Origin of the sequence: Bradyrhizobium sp. (assembly GCF_028868675.1) — a bacterium.
In the GTDB taxonomy this organism is placed as follows: Bacteria; Pseudomonadota; Alphaproteobacteria; order Rhizobiales; family Xanthobacteraceae; genus Bradyrhizobium.
The window spans coordinates 1-1,698 of sequence record NZ_JAGWUA010000373.1; the positions used below are offsets into that span (position 1 = coordinate 1).

General features: G+C 65.1%; 2 protein-coding genes. Both read left to right on the top strand.

Features of this window, described 5'->3' with window-relative positions:
• A partial coding sequence (locus KGM94_RS25225; RefSeq protein ID WP_300265475.1) for a trehalose-6-phosphate synthase occupies positions 1–322 on the top strand: 322 nt, incomplete at its 5' end.
• 141 nt (positions 323–463) lie between these two features.
• Positions 464–1,698 (top strand): IS481 family transposase (locus KGM94_RS25230; protein WP_300265477.1); only part of this gene is annotated, 1,235 nt, incomplete at its 3' end.

Genomic DNA, 1,698 nt, shown 5'->3' on the forward strand with positions numbered 1-1,698 from the left:
CGATCCCGGCGTGCTGGTGCTGTCGAAATTCGCCGGCGCCGCCAACGAGCTCGACACTGCGCTGATCGTCAATCCGCATGACATCGACGGCATGGCGCGCACCATCGCGACGGCGCTGTCGATGCCGCTGACCGAACGCCGCATGCGCTGGGAAGCGATGATGGCAAAGCTGCGCGGCCAGACCATCCAGCAATGGTTCTCCGATTTCACCGACGCCTTGCAGGAATGCCAGCTCGACCGCAGCGAGCTTGCGCCCGTCATGGCCGACACCGCGATCTGGCCCCTCCGCACCGCCAGCAACAGCAACGCGCGGTATCACTAGACTGTGCTCGGGGGTAGCCGCCGTGCTTCACCCGCCCCTCACGGGGGCGGGTCGGCTCAGGTCCTAACCGGCTACATAGGTAACAGATCAGACCGGCGACATAGGTAACAGGTCAACTGGTCGGCAGGGAGGACCTTGCCGATGGGATGGACGGAGACCTGTGCGGTGGAAGAACGGATGCGATTTGTGTTGGCGGTGCTGGAACAGGCGGAGTCGTTTGCGGCGTTGTGCCGGCAATTCGGTGTGAGCCGCCGGGTTGGCTACAAATGGCTGGCGCGGTTCGAGTTGGAAGGGGTGGCCGGACTGTTCGATCGACCCCGAACACCGCGGCATCAACCGCAGCGCATGGCGGACGATGTCGCCGAGCGCTGCCTCGAAGTTCGCCGGAAGTATCCGACCTGGGGGCCGATCAAGGTCCGCGCCTATTTGATGCGTAAGTCAGGCCAGACGGAATGGCCAGCGGCGAGCACGATCGGCGAGCTGTTCGATCGCGAAGGGCTGACGGTGAAGCGCAAGCTGCGGCGGCGCAGTCCGCCGTCGAGCGCGCCCTTTGCCGATTGCCAGGCGGCCAACGATACCTGGTGCATCGACTTCAAGGGCTGGTTCCTGACCGGGGACGGCAAGCGGTGCGAGCCGCTGACGCTCACCGATGCCTGCAGCCGCTATCTGCTGCGCTGCCAGGCGCTGGCGCGGACCGACACGGAACACGTCTGGCCGGTGATGGATGCGGCGTTCCGCGAGTTCGGGCTGCCGAATTACCTGCGTTCCGACAATGGATCGCCGTTTGCTTCCCGTGGTGCCGGCGGGCTGTGCCGGCTGTCGGTCAAATTGATCAAGGCCGGGGTGATGCCGGAGCGCATCGCACCGGGCAAGCCGCAGCAGAACGGCCGCCATGAGCGCATGCATCTGACGCTGCTGCAGGACGTCGCCAAGCCACCGGCACCCAACATGCGCGAGCAGCTCGAACGCTTGCGCCGCTTCCAGCAAATCTACAACGAAGAGCGCCCGCATCAGGCGCTTGATAATGCCACGCCGGCCGATCGCTACCAGGCGTCGCCGCGCCGCTTCGACGGCGTTCTGCGCAAGCCGGACTACGGTGACGACCAGGACGTCCGCTCGGTCCGGCACAATGGCGACATCAAGTGGCAGGGCAGCACGATCTACATCAACGAAGCGCTGGTCGGCGAGCCTGTCGGATTGACCGAGGACGAGAATGGCTGGGCCGTCAGCTATGGCCCGATCCTGCTCGGCGCCATCGAGCGTGGCGGCGATCGTCTGCGTAGGCCCAAACGGAAAACAAGAGGCTGTGGACTTGAGGACAACGCTACGCGCTGCCCTCAGGGCCCACAGCACCAACAGCAACAGAAGAAGACCTG